Source organism: Novosphingobium pentaromativorans US6-1 (assembly GCF_000767465.1).
In the GTDB taxonomy this organism is placed as follows: Bacteria; Pseudomonadota; Alphaproteobacteria; order Sphingomonadales; family Sphingomonadaceae; genus Novosphingobium; species Novosphingobium pentaromativorans.
In genome coordinates this window covers 2,487,521-2,507,528 of sequence record NZ_CP009291.1, presented here as the reverse complement: position 1 = coordinate 2,507,528, position 20,008 = coordinate 2,487,521, and the positions used below count along the sequence as shown (strand labels likewise).

At 63.0% G+C, this 20,008-nt stretch carries 17 protein-coding genes; 4 read left to right on the top strand and 13 right to left on the bottom strand.

Features of this window, described 5'->3' with window-relative positions:
- Window positions 1-182: 182 nt before the first annotated feature.
- The gene (locus JI59_RS11775; RefSeq protein WP_007012502.1) at window positions 183-1,364 is read right to left on the bottom strand and encodes an efflux RND transporter periplasmic adaptor subunit; all 1,182 of its coding nucleotides are present in this window, start codon (window positions 1,362-1,364) and stop codon (window positions 183-185) included.
- A complete protein-coding gene (locus JI59_RS11770; RefSeq protein ID WP_238532498.1) occupies window positions 1,357-2,601 on the bottom strand; it encodes a TolC family protein in 1,245 nt (414 codons plus the stop codon). The genes JI59_RS11775 and JI59_RS11770 overlap by 8 nt, the downstream gene beginning before the upstream one ends.
- A 340-nt stretch (window positions 2,602-2,941) precedes the next feature.
- Here JI59_RS11770 and JI59_RS11765 point away from each other — a divergent pair, with 340 nt between their 5' ends.
- The gene (locus JI59_RS11765) at window positions 2,942-4,411 is read left to right on the top strand and encodes an aldehyde dehydrogenase family protein (RefSeq protein ID WP_007012504.1); all 1,470 of its coding nucleotides are present in this window, start codon (window positions 2,942-2,944) and stop codon (window positions 4,409-4,411) included.
- Between the two features lie 49 nt (window positions 4,412-4,460).
- Window positions 4,461-4,874: a nuclear transport factor 2 family protein gene (locus JI59_RS25645; RefSeq protein WP_007012505.1), complete on the top strand. Its 414-nt coding sequence runs from the start codon at window positions 4,461-4,463 to the stop codon at window positions 4,872-4,874.
- A gap of 12 nt (window positions 4,875-4,886) precedes the next feature.
- Here JI59_RS25645 and JI59_RS11755 read toward each other — a convergent pair whose 3' ends face one another.
- The 4 genes from JI59_RS11755 to JI59_RS11740 are packed head-to-tail and all read right to left on the bottom strand — an operon-like array spanning window position 4,887 to window position 9,508.
- Window positions 4,887-6,191, bottom strand: a complete 1,305-nt coding sequence (locus JI59_RS11755) for an MFS transporter (protein WP_007012506.1) — start codon at window positions 6,189-6,191, stop codon at window positions 4,887-4,889.
- Window positions 6,188-7,237 carry an amidohydrolase family protein gene (locus tag JI59_RS11750; RefSeq protein WP_007012507.1) on the bottom strand — a complete coding sequence of 350 codons (1,050 nt, stop codon included), beginning with the start codon at window positions 7,235-7,237 and terminating at the stop codon, window positions 6,188-6,190. The genes JI59_RS11755 and JI59_RS11750 overlap by 4 nt, the downstream gene beginning before the upstream one ends.
- Window positions 7,234-8,529 carry a fumarylacetoacetate hydrolase family protein gene (locus tag JI59_RS11745; RefSeq protein ID WP_007012508.1) on the bottom strand — a complete coding sequence of 432 codons (1,296 nt, stop codon included), beginning with the start codon at window positions 8,527-8,529 and terminating at the stop codon, window positions 7,234-7,236. The genes JI59_RS11750 and JI59_RS11745 overlap by 4 nt, the downstream gene beginning before the upstream one ends.
- On the bottom strand, window positions 8,519-9,508 hold the full coding sequence (locus JI59_RS11740; protein ID WP_007012509.1) for an MBL fold metallo-hydrolase: 990 nt from the start codon (window positions 9,506-9,508) through the stop codon (window positions 8,519-8,521). The genes JI59_RS11745 and JI59_RS11740 overlap by 11 nt, the downstream gene beginning before the upstream one ends.
- Before the next feature lie 196 nt (window positions 9,509-9,704).
- On the opposite strand from JI59_RS11740, the gene JI59_RS11735 reads away from it, so the two are divergent.
- Window positions 9,705-10,283 carry a TetR/AcrR family transcriptional regulator gene (locus JI59_RS11735; RefSeq protein WP_238532500.1) on the top strand — a complete coding sequence of 193 codons (579 nt, stop codon included), beginning with the start codon at window positions 9,705-9,707 and terminating at the stop codon, window positions 10,281-10,283.
- A gap of 9 nt (window positions 10,284-10,292) precedes the next feature.
- Here JI59_RS11735 and JI59_RS11730 read toward each other — a convergent pair whose 3' ends face one another.
- From JI59_RS11730 to JI59_RS11715, 4 genes are all read right to left on the bottom strand, one after another.
- Window positions 10,293-11,252, bottom strand: a complete 960-nt coding sequence (locus JI59_RS11730; RefSeq protein WP_007012511.1) for a fumarylacetoacetate hydrolase family protein — start codon at window positions 11,250-11,252, stop codon at window positions 10,293-10,295.
- Between the two features lie 36 nt (window positions 11,253-11,288).
- Complete coding sequence (locus JI59_RS11725) at window positions 11,289-12,404, bottom strand: FAD-dependent oxidoreductase (protein WP_038577515.1); 1,116 nt, start codon at window positions 12,402-12,404, stop codon at window positions 11,289-11,291.
- Window positions 12,401-13,309, bottom strand: coding sequence for a VOC family protein (locus JI59_RS11720; RefSeq protein ID WP_007012513.1), 909 nt, complete (start codon window positions 13,307-13,309; stop codon window positions 12,401-12,403). The genes JI59_RS11725 and JI59_RS11720 overlap by 4 nt, the downstream gene beginning before the upstream one ends.
- Before the next feature lie 104 nt (window positions 13,310-13,413).
- Entirely contained in the window at window positions 13,414-15,888 is a 2,475-nt protein-coding gene (locus JI59_RS11715; RefSeq protein WP_007012514.1) for a TonB-dependent receptor, read from the bottom strand.
- Between the two features lie 177 nt (window positions 15,889-16,065).
- Here JI59_RS11715 and JI59_RS11710 point away from each other — a divergent pair, with 177 nt between their 5' ends.
- Window positions 16,066-16,614, top strand: coding sequence for a MarR family winged helix-turn-helix transcriptional regulator (locus tag JI59_RS11710; protein ID WP_007012515.1), 549 nt, complete (start codon window positions 16,066-16,068; stop codon window positions 16,612-16,614).
- Here JI59_RS11710 and JI59_RS11705 read toward each other — a convergent pair.
- The 3 genes from JI59_RS11705 to JI59_RS11695 are packed head-to-tail and all read right to left on the bottom strand — an operon-like array spanning window position 16,590 to window position 19,742.
- Window positions 16,590-17,387: an alpha/beta fold hydrolase gene (locus tag JI59_RS11705; protein WP_038577513.1), complete on the bottom strand. Its 798-nt coding sequence runs from the start codon at window positions 17,385-17,387 to the stop codon at window positions 16,590-16,592. The two genes, JI59_RS11710 and JI59_RS11705, sit on opposite strands and share 25 nt — an antisense overlap.
- 4 nt (window positions 17,388-17,391) lie before the next feature.
- Window positions 17,392-18,258 carry a DUF8021 domain-containing protein gene (locus JI59_RS11700; protein ID WP_007012517.1) on the bottom strand — a complete coding sequence of 289 codons (867 nt, stop codon included), beginning with the start codon at window positions 18,256-18,258 and terminating at the stop codon, window positions 17,392-17,394.
- On the bottom strand, window positions 18,255-19,742 hold the full coding sequence (locus JI59_RS11695) for a carotenoid oxygenase family protein (RefSeq protein WP_007012518.1): 1,488 nt from the start codon (window positions 19,740-19,742) through the stop codon (window positions 18,255-18,257). The genes JI59_RS11700 and JI59_RS11695 overlap by 4 nt, the downstream gene beginning before the upstream one ends.
- Window positions 19,743-20,008: the final 266 nt, after the last annotated feature.

Below are 20,008 nucleotides of genomic sequence, written 5' to 3'. Positions count from 1 at the left end.
CAGGGCGGACGCGCCGCGACGGGTCAGCGAATAGCCTTCTGCGGGCACATGATGAGGTGCTTGGGCACCGGACTGGTCAGACAGGGCACTCAACCTTCGCTGTTATCGCAAGCTCGGGCAGCAATACGCGCGGGACGACCGTTTGTTTCGCATTGGGCCGCCGCGGCGACGGCATCGGTCGGTCACTTCGGCTCGCCGTCCTGCGCAGGCGCATCGCGCCAGCCGGTGATGACCTGCATGCCGGGCTCCACACCCTTTGCAAATATCTCCGTGCGCCGGCCGTCGCTGCCACCGACGGTCACGTAAACACGGCGCGGTTCGCCGTCATCGCTCAGGAGATAGATGCGGTCCCGATCGCGACCAACCGTTCCTTCGGGTGCGAATTCGAGGGCGGAATTGGGCACGAGCAGCACATCGCTGCGCTCCGGCAGCTCGATTTCCAGCGATGCCGAGCTACCGGGCATGACCCGATTCCCCGGCTGTTCGAGCGCGAATACCGCGCGGCGCCCGCCCGCACCGGTTTCGATCCGCTCAAGCTTCGCGGACAACTCAGCTTCGGGATTTTCCTCAAGCCGCACGCTCGCCCTCGCCCCGGCCTTCAATTGCGACACTTCGCTGCTGCCGACCGGAACCGTGATCGTCAGGCGGTCCAGACCGGTGGTCAGCGCGAAGAGCGGCAGGCCTTCGCGCACGCGGCGACCCGGCTCGGCGTAACGGGCGGCCACCCAGCCATCGAACGGCGCGCGCACGACCGCGGCCTTGAGTTCGCCGGTACCTTCCTGCACCCGCAAGCGTGCCGCGTCGAGCCTGGCCTTCGCCGCGGCTTCCTCCTGGCGCGCCCGGCTTGCGTCGGCCCGTGCCGTTTCCAGTTCGTTGAGCGAGGGCACGCGCTTGTTCGACCGGCGCCACACGCTTTCGAAGCGGGTAAGCCGCGATGCGGTTTCCTGCACCGATACCTGCGCCGCATCGAGCGACGCCTGCGCAGCCTCGAGATCGGCCCTGGCGATCTCCAGCGACTGCCTGACCGGATCGGCGTCGATCCGTGCGAGGACCTGACCAGAGCGGACCGTGCCCTTGGCCGGACCGGGTACCGCGGCAACGACACCGTCCAGCCGCGCCTTGATCGTGATGTTCTTCTGCCCCCGGATCGTCCCGCGCTCAGCCAGCAGAGGAACGAAATTCCCCACTTCGACCGGTGTGGAATAGTATGGGCTGTCCGTGCCGGTCAGGAACCGCACCAGCAGTACGGCCACCGCAACCGCCGCCAGCGTCAGGAAGACGAGGCTGAGCAGATGCCGCCGGGCGCGCTTCGGGGTCTTGCCCAGGAGAATATCGAGGGGAGAATGATGCGCGTTGTCACTCACAGACCGTCACCTCGGGCAAGATGCCCACGCCCGGGGCGGGGGCAGCAAGGTCCGCCTCGCTCCAGCCGCGGCCCTGCGCCGTCCACAAACGGATCGAGGCCGTGGCAAGATCCGCCCGCGCCCTGATCCGCGCTTCCTCGACGGCGAGCGCCGCTGCCTCGGCCACGTAGAGGGTCGAAAAGTTGCCCGTACCGGAGCGATAGGCCAGGCGCGCATCCTTCGCTGTCATCCGTGCGCCGCGTACGCTGTTTTCCAGCTTTGCCTGACGCGCCGCCGCTGCCGCAACCGCCTCGCGGTCGCGGGTCATCTCGGCATAGGCATCCCCTTGCGCCTCGCGATACTTGGCGACCGCAAGCGCCGCGGGCGAATCCGCCGGTGCCGTCTCGGTATCGCCGGCGAGCACTGCATCGAGATCCTCCTGCGTGACCTTCTGACGCGTCATGTCAGCGATCAGGCTGTTTTCCAGAGCAAGCAAGTCGGCCCGGTGGGCCACCGAAAGTCGCTCCGTGCCCGCGACGTTCGCAGCGATGTCCGGGACATGCCCCTCGCCTGAAAGCACGGCGCTGAGACCCTCCGGTTCCATCCCGGTCAATCGGGCCAGTTCGCGCATCGCGGCATCGAGCCTCTCGCGCGCGGCGTCGAGATCGTTCTGCGTGACTGAAACCAGCGATCCGGCAAGGCCGGTGTCGAGCCCGGGCACCAGTCCGGCCTCGCGGCGGAAGCCGGCAATTTCCGCATTGTCGCTGAACTGCTCGACCATCTTCTCGCGCAGGGCAAAGATTTCCTGCAGGCGCCGCACTTCGAAATAGGCCGCCGCGATGTCGGCCGCGACATGGGCCCGCCGATGGGCATGGCGGTAGGCGCGGGCCTGGCTGGCGGCTTCATCGGCATTCTTCGCACTGGCATTGAACAGGCGCTGCAGGCGGGTTCCCAGCCGCCGCGCCGCCGCGTCCGCCTGAAGCTCCTTCGCCTGCAGGCTAAGGCTGTCGCAGACAAGCGATGGATTGGCGTTCAGACCGCGCTCGACAAGATCGGTCAGGACCGGATCACCAGCGGTCTGCCACCATAGCGGCTGCCATTCACTGTCGCCCGTCGCAGGAACGCTGCTGCCCGCTTCCGCCGGATTGGCGTCTGCTTGCAGGCTCCCCAGTTCCGTCTGCGCAGCCGAACAGCCGGCCAGCAGCAACGCCAGCACCGTGGCCGCCATGATGGAGCGGGATGAGGGGAGATCCGACACGGCATTTCGCATAGCAGCTAAACCGCGAGAGGCAATTGCAACAAGGTGCAACCAATCACGCCAAGACAATGCCCCGCCCCGGCGCGTGGTTGCAAGCAACCGGCTGAAACGCCTGCAAATCGCGCCCGGCAGAAAAGTCAGGGCGCACCCGGGCAAATCAGGCATGTTAGCTCACGACTTGCGAGAGATGACACACCCGACACGAAAGCGGGAGGCCGTTCGCAGAGGGTAAAGCGCGCAGTTCGCCCTCGAAAAAGTCCTGTGGGATACGCGGCTTATACTCGCCGGACTCACTTATGCCGGAGCGCGGTGCTGGCGGCTGGAAAGCGGATCACAGGCGATGGACAGCAACTTGGAATTCGACGCAGCACGAGCCTTCGCTGGGCAGGAACACAATCATTTCATCGGCGGCGAATGGCAGCCCGGTGCAAGCGCCGGAAAAATCGATTCAATCGATCCCGGTTCGGGAACGGTGATCGGCCAGATCGCTGCAGGCAATGCAGAAGATGTGGATCACGCGGTCGATGCGGCAAGGGCGGCGTTTCCCGCATGGTCTGCCACGGGCGGAATCCAGCGCGCCAAGTTGATGTGGGCGCTGGCCGATGCGCTTATGGCGAATGCCTCCGCGTTGGCCATGCTGGAAAGTCTGGATAACGGCATGCCGGCGCGCATGGCTGGCTTCGGCGTCATGGGGGCCGCTGAGAATCTGCGATACAATGCGGGCTGGGCTGGCAAGCTGGCCGGCGAGACCGTTTCCATGTCGGCACCTGATCATCAGGCCTTCACGATCCGCGAACCGGTTGGCGTGGTGGGAGCGATCGTCCCCTGGAATTTCCCCTTGGCGATGGCGGTGGCCAAACTTGCGCCGATCCTGGCGGCAGGCTGTACGGTCGTACTGAAACCCGCCGAACTCACCTCGATGAGCGCACTCAAGCTGGCTGAGCTGATTGCCGAAGTCGGTTTTCCGGCAGGCGTGATCAATGTCGTCACCGGCCATGGAGCCGAGGCAGGGCAAGCGCTGGTCGATCATCCCGGCGTCGCCAAGATCGCCTTCACCGGATCGACTGCGACCGGGAAAGGCTTGCTGGCCTCGGCCGCCGGTAATCTGAAGCGTCTCTCGCTCGAACTGGGCGGCAAGAGCCCGACCGTGATCTTCGCCGATGCGAACCTTGCAGCAGCGGCCGAAGGCGCGGCGATGAGCGTGTTCATGAATTCGGGCCAGGTCTGCGTCGCCGGATCGCGGGTACTGATCCAGCGCAGCGTATTCGATCAGGTGATCGAGGCCATTGTCGCACGCGCGCGGGCCATTCGTGTCGGCTCGGGACAAGCGCCCGACACCGAGATCGGCCCGTTGATCTCGGGGCAGCACCGTGACCGTGTCTTGGGTTATGTCGAGGCAGGTCGCAGTGAAGGCGCAGAAGTCCTCGCAGGCGGCAAGGTCAGGCAAGGCGAAGGCTTCTTCATGGAGCCGACGGTGTTCGTCAATGCGCGGCCCGAGCATCGCATCATGCGCGAGGAGATTTTCGGCCCCGTCGTCGCGGCGGTGCCGTTCGACGATGCGGAAGAGGCTATCGCGATGGCCAACGACACCGAGTACGGCCTGTCTGCCTCGGTCTGGTCGCGCGAGATCGGCACGGCATTGGGCGCCGCGCGGAAAATCGACGCAGGCACGGTACGCGTGAATGGCGGCGCGGGACTCGACCCGGCAATGCCGTTCGGAGGCTTCAAGCAATCGGGCTGGGGCCGCGAGAACGGACGCGAAGGCGTACTCGCCTTTACCGAAACCAAATCGATCTCGATCAAGTTGTGAATGCGATCGGCGAAGGTCCGGCTGGAACGCTGGCAGGGAGGCCGGATCGATGACACCCGACGAATTCATGGTCTATGTCGCGCACTTCAACGCTGCCGACCTGGAAGCGTGCCGCCCCTTCTGGGCTCCGGATGTGCGATTGACGTTGCCGCCCGGTCCCGGCGGAGAAGCGCGAATCCTCGACGGACCGGATGCCATCGTCACGCGCTATCGCGAATCGTTCAAATTCGTCCATGAACGCCTGCGCATCGACTATCTCGCAATCGACGGCGATCGCATTGCCTGCGAGATGTACACCGAGTTCGAGGCGCACAGCGATCATCCCGATTTCGCCGCGCACCCGCTGCGCCAGGGCGACGTCTACATCATGACCAATTTCGTGCATTATGACCTGAAGGATGGGCGTTTCTGGCGAATCCGGGTGGCTCGGTTCGCCTGCGATACCAGTCGCGTCGCAGGGTGACGCAAGGCGCTTTCATTCGGGCTGCGCGGCCATGGCTCCTCTGACTTGTCGGTACGACATCCACAGGAAGAGGCTGGCAACAAGCGGACTGACTGCCAGCGGGGCCAGCGCATAGCGAAGTGATTCAGCCCCCATCGACGGGGCCAGAGCATCGCTGAGCGCGCCCACCAACAGTGGCGCGATCGCGCCTCCGATCACACCCGAAGCAACCAGCACCAGCGTCGAGGCGACGGCACGCATCGAGGGCAGCGCCACGCCGACGGCGACGGCAATGCAAGGCCCCATCGCGCTTGCCAGCAGAAAGTTGATTGCCCCCACGGACAGCAAGGCCACCGAAAGCGACGAAGAGAGCAGGAACAGCGCATAGAGCGGCGCAACGATCGGCAGGGCGAATACCGGTACCAGCAGCCCATGCAATTCCCCGCCGCGCTTGCGCGCGATCCAGGTTGCCATCACCCCCATCAGCACGCTGCCACTGATACCGCCAAGACCGACGGCTGGACCGATCAATGCCCCGACATCAGCCAGCGAAACGCCGTGGCTGCGCAACAGGAACGCCGGTGCCCATACCGGCAGCACCGAGACGCCCATCGCGGCGAGTGCGGCACCAAGCGACAACGCCTTGAAGCCGGGCAACCGCAACAACGCGCCGAGCGCCTGCGCCATATTGCCGGGATTGGCATCGGCTATCGCAATGCTCCCGTCGGACGTGCGTCGTGGCTCGCGCATGGTGACCAGCATGACCGCGACGGCAATGAAGCCCGCCGAGCCGCAAATCGCGAACATCGTGCGCCAGCCATGATGGGCCGCCAGCACCCCGGCCAGGATGGAGCCCGCTATGATGCCGATGAAGGTGCTCGAATAGAAAACCGAAATCGTCCTGGGCCGGCGCTCGGGAACGAAGAGGTCCGCGATCATCGACATGGCCACAGGAAAGCAGGTCGCCTCGCCGACCCCGACCAGAACGCGGGTCAAGCCGAGCGACCAGAACCCCTGCGCCAGCGCCGTTGCAGCGGTCGCCGCCGACCAGAGTGCGATACCGCAGAGCAGGATGCGCTTGCGATTGCCGCGATCGACCCAGCGCGCAATGAAGATCCCGACGACGAGATTGAAGAGGACGAATGCCGTGCCAGAAACGATACTGATCTGGGTATCGGTGAGCGCCAGATCGGCTTTGACCGGATCGACCACGATGCCAAGCAGGGCGCGATCGGCGTAGTTGAGGATATTGGCCGCAAACAGCAGGAAAACCGTATAGGCTGCCATCGCGCCGCCGCTTCGCGCTTCGCTTGCAGGAGGCATTCCGCCGTCACTCACCGGTCTGTCGTCAAGCCCAGGAGTTCGGCGGCGTTCAGACCCAGAATCCGGGCCTTGTCGGCCTCGGCGAGCCCCGCGTGGAAACCCACTGGATCGGGTTCGGCCATGTCGAAGGGATAGTCGCTACCCAGGCACAGCCGATCAGCGCCGTGGGTGCGCACCAGGCCTTCCAGCTGTTCGCGATCGAACACCAGGGTATCCAGCCACAGCTTTCGCAGATAACTGGATGGTTCGTGCCTGCAATGTTCGCTGCAATCGCCGCGTGCGCGCCAGCCGTGATCCATGCGTCCCCAGTAGCCGGGCATATACCCGCCGCCATGCGCGACACAGATTCGCAGGCCCGGATAGCGATCGAGCACCCCGCCGAAGATGAGATGGCCGACGGCAAGCGTCGATTCGAGCGGATTGCCGATCAGATTGTTGAAGTAATATTCGCTCATCCGCTGCGCGTGGGTAAAGCCCAGCGGGTGGAGGAACAGCAATACACCCAACTCCTCCGCCGCGGCGAAGAACGGTCTGAAGCGGGCATCGTGCAGATCGACTCCGCCGACGTTCGAATTGATCTCGATCCCGCGAAGGTCGAGATCGCGCACACATCGCCGCATCTCTTCGACAGCGAGTTCAGGTTCCTGGAGCGGCACGGTACCCATACCGATCAATCGGTCGGGGCGATCGGCGACGGCGGCTGCAATACCCTCGTTCACCGCGCGTGCGGCGGCGCGCCCGGTTTCAGGATCGGCGAAATAGAAATACTGGCCCGGACTGGGTGAAATCGCCTGCACGTCGATGCCCAGTCGGTCCATGTCCTCCAGCCGCTGTTCCACCCCGTTCAGCTTCGGCCCGATCGCCGCGAACTGTGCGCGATTGACCTCGCTGGTCCTGGCGCTGGTGAAATCGTTTATGCCCGGCGGCGGCCCCGGATAGCGAGCCTGAACGATCGCATCGGCCGCGGGAATGCCCAGGTGGCAGTGAATGTCGACGACCAGGTGCTTGCCGCGCGCCTTGACCGCGATGGGGCGGCGATCGCCGCAGGTAGTGATGTTCATTGGAACCTCGCCGGTTGAATGGTGCCTGTGCAAGGGCCGAAACCAATCGGGACATATCCGTCCGCGACCGCGCGCCCGCGCAGCGCAAGCGTATCGCCGTCTTCAAGCATTCTGCGGGTCGATCCGTCGGACAGAACGATCTCTTCACCGCCGCGAAGGCTGATTTCAGCTAGACACGCGCGCGCCTTGTCCGCCGCACCCGATACGGTACCGGTCGCAATCAGGTCGCCGGCTTCAAGCGGTGCACCGTTCGACGCCTGATGTGCCACCATCTGCGCCAGCGTCCAGAACAGTTCGGCCAGATTGGTTTCGGCGATCGTCGCCGAAGCGCCAGACGCGCTGGTCAGTTCGGCGGCAAGTTCGATGTTGATTCCGCCCAGCGCCCGATCCGTATCGTCGAGCAGATAGGCGGGCACAGGCGGTTCTGCATCCCCCCGCCCACGAGCGGCAATACGGAACGGGGCCAATGCGTCCATCGTCACGATCCACGGACTTATGGTCGTGAGGAAGCTCTTGCCCAGATGCGGGCCTAGCATCGATTCGAAAAACTGGATGCCCCGTGCCGACCAGTCGTTGACGAGGCAGCACCCAAACAGCAACGTTTCCGCCTGCGCCACATCGATGGGAACACCAAGTTCGGTGCCTGCGCGCAGCCACGCACCGAATTCGAGTTCGAAATCGAGCATCGGCTCGGGTCCGAAGCGATAGTCGTCGCCCCCGGGCGCGACAGTGAACTGGCCACATGGACGCACAACCGGCGTGCCGCTGCCGCGAACCGAACTCGCCCGGCCGTTGTAGGCCACCGGAAGCGCCAGAGGGCCGGGCTTGAGCGGGCCGCCGCCCGCCATCCGGCGGATGTGCTCGATCGACGTGCAGAAGTCGGTGAAGGCAGTCGGTTTCAACGGCATTTCGAGCGTCGCGTCCGCGATCGGCACCAGCATGCCCTCGAGAAGGGTTCGATCGCCCGCCCCGCCTTCCCTGAACAGTTCGGATAGCTCGCCGCGCAGCGCGCTGACGGCGGGCGGTGCACAAGCGAGCAACGGCGCGAGAGTGTCGCCCGATGCCGCATGTGCCGCCTCCAGCGCCGCATCCGTCAATGCCCCGCTCTGCGCCAGAGCAGCCAGATCGACGATCCTGTCCCCCAGCGCCACGCCCCCTCGGGCACCGCCGCTGCCGGTGGTAAAGACACCGAAGGGAAGATTCTGGATCGGAAAATCGGCGCCCTGTACATTGGCGCTATCGAGCCAGCTCCTGCGCGCGGGATCGTGCGTTTCGTTGAGTTCAATGGTCATGTGCGCAGGTCTCTGCATGCGCGGCACTCTCCTTGTGATAGCGTCCCATCGCCCCGAACAGGTCACGCTGCTGTTCAGGCGTGAATTGCGTGCCCCACTGGCGATAGAGCGAGAAGACATTGGCAACGATCCGCTCGGGATCGCTCCAGCCGCGAAACTCGGTCATCGCGATGTCACTGGCGGCAGATTCGAAGTCCATTCCGGCTTCCCAGCGCCTGCGCGCTTCATCGCGGATATATTCGAAATAGGCCTTCATGTTGGCCACGGCGCCCGTGTCCGTGATCGGGCCATGGCCGGGCACCACGACTTCAGGGTCAAGATCGATGATGTGCTGGCACGCGGCGATCCAGTTTTCCACGGGGCCCGCCCACATGATCGGGTGCCCCTCGTTGAACAGGAGGTCACCGGTGAACACCACCCGCTCGTCCGGAAGCCACGCGATCGTATCCGACGCCGTGTGCGCGGGCCCCAGATCGGCAAGCTCGATCGTCTTGCCACCGACGATCAGAGTCATGCTTCGGTCAAATACCTGCGTCGGCAACACGACACGATCGACTCCGGCAAAGTCGAACTTGCGCCCCATTGTTTCATAGAGAAATTCACCGGCCACACCCATCCTGGCGTGGTTCTCTTTCAAGTTACGCAACATGGCCGGATCGAATTCAGCCATGTCCTGGCGAGTCTTCTCGGTCGCGATGATTTCGGCATCGGCGACAACTTCGTTACCGAAGAAATGGTCGGGATTGGCATGGGTGTTGAGGACCCTGTCGATCTTCGCGGCCCCCGCCACCCGTGCCCGAAACTGATCGAGCATATCGCGCGTAAGGGGAATGCTCATGAGCGTATCGATCAGCAGCGTTTGCCCCTCGCTTACGATCAGTCCCGCGTTCGACCAGCCCCAGGTGCCGTCCGGCTGGACATAGCCGTAAACACCGTTGCCGATATCGTGCACGCCTTGCGTGAACGGCCAGTTGGACATCCGCTTCTCCTTTTTCGCGATCCTAGACCAAGGCGGGTCGCATTCAATTCCTAATTTCGGGAATTAACAGGTGATTGGCCAGGCGCTCTTGCAGTAAGAGTTGAATCGATTGATAGCCGGACGACGCAACACGCGGGGAATGATGCCGAGAGAGACAACCAGAAAGCGCGGGAAAGGTCGTCCGGCGGAGAACGGCGTGGGGCGCGATGTGGTGCTCGCCACTGCTCGTCGCCTGCTGCAGTCGATGCCTCCGGCCCGAGTGACGATTTCGCTGATCGCGCGCGAAGCGGGGATCGACCCTGCTCTGGTACGTTACTACTTCGGCGACCGTTCGAACCTGCTGCTCGCGGTGGTGGACGACATGCTCGGCGACATTCCGCGCGACCGTCCCGACAATGGCGGTGCAGCGACCATGCTGCGCAAACGCGTGCAGCAAGTGCATCAATTCTCGCTTTCGGCCAAGCACATGCGCCGCCTGATGGTCGACGAACTGGCGGAATCCAAATCGGCCGAAGTGCAAAGCCGCCTGCGCGACATCAATGCCCAGGCGGTCGAGGCCTATCGCTCCTTGCTGGCGCTCGACGGGGGCAAATCCCTCAGGCAGGTCAACCCTCTGTTCCTCTACCTGATGGTCGTCGGCATCTTCGACTTCTTCGTTTCGTCCGAACCGATGGTGCACAATGCCGCTCCGGACGGCACCAAGATCGACGAACTTTCGGCCGAATTCGAGGATTTCGTCGCCGACATCCTGCTCAACGGACTGCGCAAGCGCTAGCATGGCGGGTCAGGCCTCTTCGGCGACGCAGCGGTTGCGCTGGGTGCCCAGCCCCGTGATCGTTCCTTCCATCACATCTCCTGGCTGAAGAAAAACACCGAACGCGGAGCCGTTGCCATAAGGCGATCCCGTGCAGATCACGTCTCCCGGCCTCAATTCGACACGGTCGGAAAGATAGGCAATCTGGCGTTCGATCCCGATCATCATGTCGCGCGTCGTTTCGTTCTGATAGACCTTGCCGTTCACCGACAATTCGATCGTGAGATCGTAGGGATCGGGCACGAATTGCCGCGGCACGATCATCGGGCCGAACGGCAGGAAGGTCGGAAAGCATTTCCCCGACAGCCAGTCGGCACCCATTGCCGAATTGTCGCGCCGGAAGATGTGCTCACGGGCCGTCACGTCGTTGACCACCGAGAAGCCCGCAACGTAGTCCATGGCTGTCTCGGGCGTCACATGCCGCGCGCGCCGGCCGATCACCACGCCCAACTCCAGTTCCCAGTCGGGCTTGGCGACGTTGCGCGGCAGGACGACGGCATCGTTCGGGCCGACCACGCACGACGAGAGCTTGACGAAGCAGTAGGGAAGCGCCGCCTTGGCGCGCTCGTCCATCATGCGTTCGGCGTCGGCGCGGCGCTCGTCCTCGCCCATTGCCTCGCTCTCGCGCGATCGCATAGATGGGTCACCCATGATCAGGCCGATCACGTGCTTGCGGTAATTCGCCCCGGTGCAGAAAATCTGCCGCGGGATGTGCGGCGCTACCATCGTCACTGAGTCCATCAACTGCCCGGTATCGCCTGCTGTCCGGGCGATCTCCTCGAGCCGGGGCAGCGCTGCCGCCCAGTCGTCGAGCAGCGCCAATACCGTCCGGTCTTCGCCATGGTCGGTGAGACGCACGATGCGCTCCCCGACGACAAGCACGGCCTGTTCCCCATCGGCCGTGCCGATCGTTGCAAGTCCGAATGTCATGTAGATCCTCTTTCACTCGCGCCTGGCGCTCGAAGTTCAATAGGGTTGCTGCAGCCGGCCCATGGTCTCGCCCAGCATCGTTCCGCTTCCGGGTCCGCTTTCGCCGGCCATTTCGAGCTCCCCGATGCGCACCGAATTCTCGACGACCAGCCGCGCCCGCTCAAAACGGCGATCCATGAACGAGCGCAGCGCAAGCGCAACGTCATCGTGGCGGGCAATTTCCTCGGCGAGAACAAGGCCGTCTTCAGCGGCAATACCGGCTCCGCTCGCCATATGGGGGGTCGTCGCGTGCGCGGCGTCGCCGATCAACACGACGCGCTTCTCATACCAGGGATCGGGCAGCAGCAGCCATTCGAGCGGTCGGTAATTGACCTGGGAAGGATCGGTCAGCGCTTCGCGCGCCGCCGCGACATGGCCGCCGAACGGCGCCATCAATTCGCGGACGTGCGGCACCAACTGCGCATCGTCGAACCACGGATTGTCTGGCAGATGCTCAAGCAGGAAGAGGTACATTTCATCCTGCGAGACAGGATTGAGACCGAGTTTGACTTCGCCGCCGAAGTACATTTCGGTGCAGTCCGCCGTATCTGGACGCGGTGCCGTCACGCGCCAACAGCCCTGGCCGGTAAACTGCGGCGCGGGCGCTTCGGGGAATATCAGCTTGCGCACGCCGGAGTTGATCCCATCGGCACCGACAACCAGGTCGTAGCGTCCCGCAGAGCCATCGGAGAAGCGGACATCTACGCCGTCATCGTCCTGTTCCAAGGCATCGACGCTGATCCCGAGCCGCACGGCGATGCCTTCACGCAGCACCACCGACGATAGAATATCGTGAAGCGCGGGGCGCATGATTCCCCCGCCCTGCTGGATCGGCGCCGGGTTATCGATCGGCGGCGTATCCATCAGGATATCGCCGTTCACCGATCGCATGCGGAACCCCGCTGCAATGAAACCGCGCTGCTTCACCGCATCGTAGATTCCCAGATCGTCAAAGGCCCTCAGGGAGATTCCGGTCACGCTGATGCCGGCGCCATAGACGCGCCATTCGGGGTCGATATCGACCAGCGTCACAGCCACGCCGCGCCGGGCCAGCGAGATCGCGGCGGTCATACCGCCCACGCCGCCGCCCACGATCAATGCAGAGTCGATCACGCGGGCACCTGCCACAAGCCCTTGTCCGGCGTCATCTCGGCATGAGGCACATTGCCGGGGATGATCCGTCCTGTACCCCATTGATCGGTTATGCTGGGGGCCATTTCATAGACTTGCGGCTCCCAGTTCGCTTCGTCGACTTCTTCGAGGTCCGACGTATATTCGACCGCATTGCCGTTCGGAGTGACGTAGTAGGTAAAGGTATTGTTCCCCGCCGTGTGCCGGCCAGGCCCCCATGACAACGACACGCCGCGTTCATGCATGCGCGCCAATCCACGCATCAGCTCGTCCACCGAAGCCACGTCGAAGGCGATATGGTTCAGTGCGGGCGGCCCAGGCAATATCGCAAGACGGTGGTGCGCCGGGTTGCAGCGAAGGAACACCATGAACTCGCCGATCCAGTCCGACAGGCGGAAACCGAGCACGCGCCGGTAGAAATCGGCCAGCGCGTTCACGTCGGGGGTGTGCAGCACCACATGGCTGATCCGCTGCGGGATCGCCTCTCCGCGAGCGAGCGCACGCGCGCTGCGCTGGGAACTCTCGGCGACGATTTCGATCGCACGCCCATCGGGATCGAAGAAGCGAAAAGCGTAACCGCCAGCCGGGGAATCGCTTGTCGCCGGTTCGCAAATGACCCGGCACCCGGCCGCCTCCACTTGTGCGAACAATGCATCGACGTCGGCGCGCGAGGCGGCGCTGAAGCCGATGAGATCAGTCTTGCGCTCGGCGTCCTCGCGAAGCCGGATGACATAGGGATGCGATGAAGCCTCAGCCGCGAAATAGACCTTGCCGTCCTGCTCCGCAGTTTCAACCAGCCCCCATGTTTCTCCAAAAAAGCTCCTTTCCGCAGCCAGATCCGGTACGGCGAGAGCGACATACTGAAGATCACTTACTGAAACCGGCATTGCGTACTCCAATTTAATTCCATTCATCAGGAATAATACTGTCTGACGGGAAGGCCCAAGGGCGCAGGGATCGGCAGACCGCACGATCCCTGCCGATCCCGCTCTCAGAACTTGCTGCCCACACGGATACCGTAGGTGCGCGGCTGCTCGGTTCCGCCGGCCGCCAGCGAGGCGGCAGAATTGTTCTGCACCGCAGCCAGCCGGCGTTCGTCCTCGATGTTGAGAATATACGCCGTGACGAACCAGCGATTGTCTTCGCTGGCCAATGTAATCGACGCATTCGACACGAAATTGGCGCTCGCACGGGTGTAGGTGGGATAGTCTGCGGCGACCCAGGTTCCGGCGCGATAACGCGTGCCTGCTTCGAGCACGAACTTGACCTTGCCCAGTGGCACAGTCTGCCGTGCGTTCACGTTGAACGCCCATTTCGGCGAGTTGAATGCCGGAAACCCGGAGCAATCGACCTTGAAAACCGAAATCGTGCCCGAGGCGGTATTCTGGGTGGTCGGCGCATAGGGGCAACTGGTGATCGGCGGCAGCCCCTGGTTCGGTGTGAAGTAAACAAAGCTGTCGTATTTCGTGTCCAGATACTGGACGTTCGCCTGCAGCAGCGTGGTTGGCGTAGCCAGCCACTCGACATCCAGGTCGAGACCCTTGATGGTGCTGTTGCCAATGTTGCGCGTCAGATAAACCGTAGAGGGTGGATTACCCAGGTCATAACCATATTGGCTGAACTGCTGGTTCTTGTATTTCCAGAGGAAAGCCTCGAGGTTCAGCTGAAGCTTACGACCGAAAAAGCGGTTCTTCGAACCGATGGTATAGGCATCGATCGACTCCGGCTCGTAACTCTCCAGGCCGCGCGCGAACGAAAAACCGCCTGCGTGATAGCCTGTCTCGAAGCTCGCATAGACCATGTTGCTCGGCGTGAAATCGTACTGCGCGGCCAGGCGGTATGTGAACTTGTCGTTATGCAATGCCGAATCTATCGACATCGGCGCCCTGAGAACGAAAGGCGTGCCGTCAACGTAGCCCGGCAACACGTAGAGCGGCACGGGCGTGACCGGTATTCCGCGCGTTTGATAGAAGCTCTCGAAATCCGCCTGGTTGTAGAGCAGCGGGGTGAAGGGCAGATTGGGGCAGAAGTCCTGCGGCGGCGCGGGATTGCCACAGAACGGCAGATAGACGGTGGCGTCTCCATCGAAACGCTTGCGGTCCGACGTATAGCGGCCACCTGCAGTCAGGCTGAGTCCTTCGACCGGATGCACCGTCACCTTGCCGAAGCCGGCGTAGGATTCGGTCTTCGAACTGAACGCCTGAAACGGGATCAGCGACAGCTGGTTATAGATCGCCCGCGCATCGATCGCCTCGTTGAAATAGATCGCACCAAGCAGATAATCGACCGATGTGCCGATATCACCCGCCCATCGTGCCTCGACGCTGGTCTGCTGGTCCTTCTCCTGCGAAAATCCTGCCCGCATCGAGTTCGTGAACTGATAATCCAGAGATGCTTCGCGATACGCGGGCTGCACCGTCAGAGTTCCCGCATCGGTCGACCAGTTGATCTCGGCGGTCACGCCCCAATAGTCGTTGTCGTTGTACGGATAGCTTGAAAGCGTTGCGCCCGCGCGTCCCAACTGGGTCGAAAAACGCGAGGCGAGATAGGCTTCCGCTGCGGGAGTATGTACGCCCTCACCAGGGCCGAAGCCCGATGGGACGAACTGGTAGCCGGTAAAGCCGCCGGGCCCGAAGGTGGGGTTGATTGCACCGATGTAGTAGCCGCTGCTGCTCGAACCGCCCTGATGCGCGTAATCGGCAGCGACCCTGACATTCAATGCTTCCGTGAGCTCCGCATAGACCTGCGCACGGGCGCCATATTCGTTTTGGCTGCCGGTGCCGTCCTTCTGAAAGCCGTCGTGATTGGAAACCGTCCCGGAGAGACGAAATGCTCCGCGATCGCCGATCGGCACGTTGAGAGCCGCCTGGCCGCTATACCAGTCGTAATTTCCATAGCCTGCAGTGATCTCGCCCGAGAGCTCGCCGATCTGGGGCCGCTTGGGAATCACGTTGATGGCGCCTGCCGTCGCATTGCGGCCATACAGCGTTCCTTGCGGCCCCTTGAGCAGTTCGACGCGCTGAAGGTCATAGAACATGCCGGAGGTGGAACTGGGACGCCCGATGTAGACACCGTCGTAGTTGAAGGCGATCGCCGGATCCGAATAGGCATTCACGGTGCCGTTGCCGACGCCGCGGACATAGAAGATAGCTGTCGGCCCTCCGCTGCTCGAAGCAGAAAGCGCCGTAGAAGTCCTCGAAAGATCCTCGGCGCGCACCACGTTCTGACGCGTCAGTTCACCCGAGTCGATCACATCGAGCGCCAGAGGGATGCGCTGGCTGTTTTCTTCTACGCGCTGCGCGGTCACGATGATCTCGGCGAGCTGGTTCGCATCCAGGGTGACGCCTGCTGCATTTCCCGCCTGCCTGGACGGGGCAGCCCCCGCCGCGCCGCTGTCCTGCGCCAGAGCCGGGGCGGTAGCAAACAGCGCACCCACCGCTGCGCTGCAAAAGAGCAATCCCTTCATATTTCCTCCCATGTCACGACTCTAATCGGTCATTAATTCCTATTTCCCAGAATACGGAATAAAGAGGGATCTGCAATCGGATTTTTGCGCGAATTTTCTCGTCATCCCGAATTGCGCCCAAGACCGGAGCTTGGGCCCGCACTGGACAATGACGCACGCAAAGGCCAATTCGCGGTAATGGACCAGCCTTCCCGTTCCGGCCCCGGGCGCACGCTCGACTGCAATGCCGACAGACCGGCGACCAAAGGGGAAGAAACCAGGCTGGATCAAACCGCCCAGGGCAGCTCGGAACTCGCGCTTCCGGCGGAGCTCGATCTGGCCATTGGCTTTCGCCTGCGCCGCGCGGTCACGGTTGCCGACGCGCTGTTCACCGCAAGATTTGGCTCGCGCGGCATCACAGCAGTCCATTATGCAATCCTGATGTCGGTGCGGCGCAATCCCGGTTGCCAACCCTCGGCGCTTGGCCAATTACTCGGGATCACGCCCAACAATCTGGTGCCGCTGATCGATGCCCTCTCCGGTCGTGGCCTGCTTGACCGCACTGCGGGCACGCGCGACCGGCGAGCGCGACACCTTTGGCTGACGTCCGAAGGCGAGAGGTTCACCGCCGAACTGGCGGAGGGACACCAGGCACTGCAGGCACAAATCGAAGAAGCCATGGGCGTGCAGGACGCCGCCGAGCTTATGAGACTTCTCGCGCTTTACGTTCGATCGTCGCCCGGGTGACGTTCAAGATGCGCGACCATGGCGGCGTTGAACGCCCCGGGGGCCTCGATGTGCGACAAATGGGCGGCCCCCGGCATCATTGCGCTGCGTCCGTGCTGCACCCCCTGGGTAAGGATCGGCACAGAAGCGCTTCTCGGGCCGTCTTCCTCTCCTCCGATCACAAGCGTGGGCGCCGCGATACGCGCGAGAGAGCCGCGCAGATCGACATCGCGCAGCACTGCAACATTACCGCGATAACCGCGAACCGGCATCATGGCCATGTGTCGCACGAGCGTGTCGACTTCGGCAGCCTCGCTCTCCCGAAACCCTGCACTCAGCCAGCCGGCAAGCATACTGCGCGCGATCTGGTCCAGCCCTTCGTCCCGCGCCTGATCCGCCAGTGCCCTCCACATGTCCTTGTTGGGCAGATATGCAGACGTGTTGGCAAGTATGAGCCGACCGATCCGCTCGGGATGTTCGGCGGCGAACCAAATGCCAACAATGCCACCTAGCGACACGCCGAGGAAGTCCACGCGCTCGACGTTGAGCGCGTCGAGGATGGCCAGCACGTCGCGCCCCAGCATCTCGACCGAATAGTCCCCTTCGGGCGCATCACTTGCGCCGTGGCCGCGCATATCGAAACGAATTACGCGGCGCCCTGCGAGCGCGGGCATCTGCCCTTCGAAGGTTTCGAGCCGTCCGCCCAGATAATGCGCCAACAGGATCGGCGGTCCGTCTGCCGGACCTTCCACGAGGACATTGAGACGGCAATCGCCGCTTGCGATGATCGGCATGATGCTATCCTTCATGTGGCTGGGCCGGCCACCGCTGGGCGGGATTCCAGGGCGACGGCATGTAATAGGGCACAGCGATGAAGGTCGCCTCGACAGCCGTGATTCGGCCGGCCTTTACCTTGAACAGTTCAAGCAGCGACCAACTGTGCGGCTCGCGGAAAAGCGACCGCATCGCTGTGCCATCCGTGAGCGCATAGTCGTCCATTACGCCCTTGTGATCGATGAAGCCGCGGGCCATCACCAGCCCGCGCGGTTCGTCGATCACAAGGAATGCGCGGTCGCGCACCCGCTCGTTGAAGCGATATCGGCCAAGGCGGAACAGCTTTTCGACTTCGGGATAGGATTTGCCGTTCTCGATCCGCGTGCAATCGGCCGAAAAGGCTGTGCCGCGGATATCGCCGGTATTGTTCTGCAGCGTTTCGAAATAGCCGTTCGCGGCCGCAATCAGTGCATCGCGCGTCATCCGTTCATCCGCCGCCACGGGCCGCACAAGATCCGGATCATGCGCGAATTCCTCAACCGGACCGATCGGCGTGGGCGGACCGGAGAGATTGCGCGGCGTCGAGAACAGATGCTCGATCTCGACGATTTCACCTTCCGCTACTCCCAGCCGGACTGCAAGATAGCCGGTCACGTCGTGCATGCGGATCGCGGTGAAAATTCCGATGGAGTCCTGCCGGGTGTCGACCAGCGTCAGTGCCGGGCCAAGCTCTTCGGCAACCGTATCCCAGGTGCCGTCGGGAAAGGGCAATGCGACGTTGTTCTCGCTGAACCGGGCGTGGCGGGAAATCGGCGCCAGCGACGGATCATGCGCGAGATAGGCTGCGCGATAGCGTTCGGCGATTGCCTCCAGGGCTGCGGGATCGCTCATTTTTGCGACTCCATCCCGGCATCCGGTCCGAAGTCGAGCTGTGCGTCGCTGTACCAGCGACCGTGGATCTGCACATTGGCGCGGAACGGCAGGACCACGCGGCCAATCGCACCTTCATCCGGGCGCCGCGCATCGGCGACGATCAGCTCGGTGCGCATTTCGGCGTAATTGCTCGCGGTGCCGATCAGCCAGCCATCGCCCTCATCGGCATCGGCTGCGCGCGGCACGAAAGTGACTTCCTGCAAGGCGTGTGTCGGCCCGGCGTAGAAGGAGCGCATCGTCCGGTCGTGCATGTCGAACACACCATAGCTGTTGATGACGCGGCGCGCGCCAGTGCCGAGCCGGTCGCGGTCGATCGGCTGGGCGGGATCGTTGAACGACGTATAGGCATAGCGCGTCTCGCGTCCCATGAACCGATCGTCGACACGCCCCAGGTCGATCACCGGCAGGTCGGGAAACAGGATTTCCTCACGATAGCCATCGTCTTTCGAATTCAGGTCGAAGATCATTCGCCGGATCAACGCCCGGCTTTTCAGCGCATCCCATTCCGAACCGTCGGCAGAAGGGAAGAAGGGGAAGGGATTATTGTCGAAGATCGGCGCGTCGAGAACCACCGTATCGCCGCGGGTATAGGCATTGAACGTATGAACAATCGCGCGGTTCGGGCCCTTGAACCAGCGCAGGTCATTCGCCTCACCGTCGCGCGGAAGAATGCCGAACCAGGTCGGCGCCTCCCGGTCCCAGGTCCAGTGGATCTTGCCCGCCTTCAGCCGCTCGAGATCAGTAACATAGCCGAACACGGGAAAGATCACGTGCCCCTCGGTGATCGCAAAATCGTGGATCATGCTCACGTACGGGACTTTCAACCGCGTCTCGCGCGTGATCGCCCCGTCCCTGTCGATGATGGTAAGCACGAGGTCATCGCTGGCGAGGCCGGTCGCCTCATAGCCGAAGGTAATCAGTTCACCGGTCGCGGGATCGACCTTGGGATGCGCGGTGAAGGTCTGACTGCCATAATCGCCGCCAAAAGTGAAAAGCCCCTTCGACTTCAGCGTCACCGGATCGATCTCGGTCGGGGGGGCATCTTCCTTGAGCGCGAAAAGCCGACCAGCATTCACTTCGACATTCGTGTTTGCGAGCGTGTTGCGCCACGGCTCGTCGATGTTCGCCACCTCGGGCTCGCAGTCATAGGGATTGCGGTAATAGCCATAGAGCTGACGCCCTGCGGCGCGATTGTTGCGGTAGCGTTCGGTCTCGATCCACCGCCCCGTGTAGTCGACGCGGCCGTTACGAAATCGGAAGCGGCTGATGTAGCCGTCCTGGTTGAACGGCGAATCGTCGGCGTGCTTGGGTGGATAGGCCCAGTCGCCGCCCACGCGAACGAATGCGCCGTTCAGCCCATCGGGGATGGTGCCTTCCACCTGACAGTCGATAACGTCCGCCTCGAATGCCTGGGGGGCGAAGAAGTCGCTAGTCTGAGCCATGCGAAGAAGTGCTCCAAGATATAGGCGTACGAGCGGCAGCCGGGATCGTTCGAGCGCAGCTGAAGCGCCGCACGCCCCCTCTCCCTTCAACGCGCGGCAAACGGCAAATGCCCGCAGCCCCAAGTTTGATAGATATTGTTCTTATGTCAGAACTATTATCCAGCTTTGAGCGAGTCAATCACGAGAGCAGAAGCCGGAGCGAAGCCAGAAGGGACACCAACCTGCGCATAATGGAGGGTACGCGCCTGCAGCTTCCCTATGGGCAA